Here is a 1,671-nt window from a genome sequence, read left to right as displayed (position 1 = left end):
CCTCCGCGGAACGATTCTGGATTGCTTCGCTGCGCTCGCAATGACGAGCGGATAGAGACGGGCTCGGCCGAGCAACGAGGCCGTTTGACTCGTCGGGCAAAACAGTGGCACAAAGCCATAATCGCATAATCCGAAATCGGTCCGACGATCCCTGAAGGAACGATCGCGGATCGCGTTGGGGGCTTGCCGTGATGGCGCATGCAAGGCTGCTTGGACTCGTTGTCGCTGTAACGTGGCTCGGGTTGTCCGCGGCATCGGCGGCCGGCGGTATGTCGAAAGATATTTTGAAAGGTGCCTGGAAATTCGAGATCGATCGCCAGGATCGGCCGTATCTCGGCTATTACGACACCAGCGGCAAGACAGTATTTCGCATCGGCTGCGGCGCGCATTTCGAGATGGACGCGGTCTATCCGGGGGAAGCGCCGAAACAGGACCACACCAAGGCCTCGATCACGATCGCCAACGGCAAGATGCAGATGGATTTCGCCGGCTTCACCTACGCCGGTCCCGAGTCCTTCCCGCCGAACACCACAATGTTCAACCAGCCGGACCTCGGCCATCCCGAGCTTGCCGAAGACAAATGGCGCGCGCTGGAAAATCGCGTCTTCGATCTTCTGGACTCCGGGCAGCCGCTGACGATCTCGGCCGAGGGCAAAAGGTACGTGCTGCCGCCGGTCGAACTGCCGCGCTGGCGGCCGCGCTTCCAGAAAATCTGCTGACGCGCCCGCGACGTGCTTCAAGCTCCGAAACCGGAGCCTCGAATCACGCGCGACGAACTCAGCGATTGAGAATGGACTGCCCCGCCCCCGACAGTTCCTGATCCGCTCGCGCACCCGTGGCTGATGAAAGTTTAGGCTAAAGGGTCGCAAGACCGCAAAGCCCGGCTTCCCTTGGAGGCCGGGCTTTTTCTTTGCCTCAGTGCGATCGGGATGGCTTTCGGCGTGCCGTTGCGCCATGCTGGCCGCAAGCCTCGGCAAGAAGGCTTCACAATCAGATCCATCAGGGCAGGAAATCATGAAGAGAAGAGACTTCATCAAGGTCACAGGACTTGGTGCGGCCGGCGCCGCCACGCTCGCCGCTCCGGCGATCGCGCAGTCGATGCCGGAAATCAAATGGCGCATGCCGACGAGCTGGCCGAAATCGCTCGACACGCTCTTTGGCGGCGCCGAGATGATGTGCAAGATGGTTGCGGAAGCCACCGACAACAAATTCCAGATCCAGATCTTCGCGGCCGGCGAGATCGTGCCGGGCCTCCAGGTGCTGGACGCCGTGCAGAACGCCACCTGCGAGATCGGCCACACCGCCTCGTATTACTATTTCGGCAAGGACCCGACCTTCACCTTCGGCTCGGCGGTGCCGTTCGGGCCGAACATGCGCATCAACCAGGCCTGGTACATGCAGGGCGGGGGACGCGAAGTCCTCAACGAGTTCTACAAGAGCTACAACGTCGTCTCGCTGTTCGCCGGCAACACCGGCTGCCAGATGGGCGGCTGGTTCAGGAAAGAGGTCAACACGCCCGATGATCTCAAGGGCATGAAATTCCGCATCGGCGGCTTTGCCGGCCGCGTGCTCCAGAAGCTCGGCGTGGTGCCGCAGCAGCTCGCCGGCGGCGACATCTATCCGGCGCTGGAAAAGGGTACCATCGACGCCGCCGAATGGGTCGGCCCCTAC

General features: G+C 61.8%; 2 protein-coding genes. Both read left to right on the top strand.

Annotated features, from left to right (window positions below; all coding sequences use genetic code 11):
- Nucleotides 1-269 precede the first annotated feature (269 nt).
- Entirely contained in the window at nucleotides 270-719 is a 450-nt protein-coding gene (locus ACXJL8_RS40450) for a hypothetical protein (protein ID WP_456623763.1), read from the top strand.
- 295 nt (nucleotides 720-1,014) lie between these two features.
- The coding region (locus tag ACXJL8_RS40445) for a TRAP transporter substrate-binding protein (RefSeq protein WP_456686966.1) at nucleotides 1,015-1,671 on the top strand (657 nt) is incomplete at its 3' end.

It is taken from the genome of Bradyrhizobium sp. P5_C11_2 (genome assembly GCF_054049755.1).
Note: the sequence above shows the minus strand (reverse complement) of the source record. Positions and strands in the feature narration are given on the sequence as shown.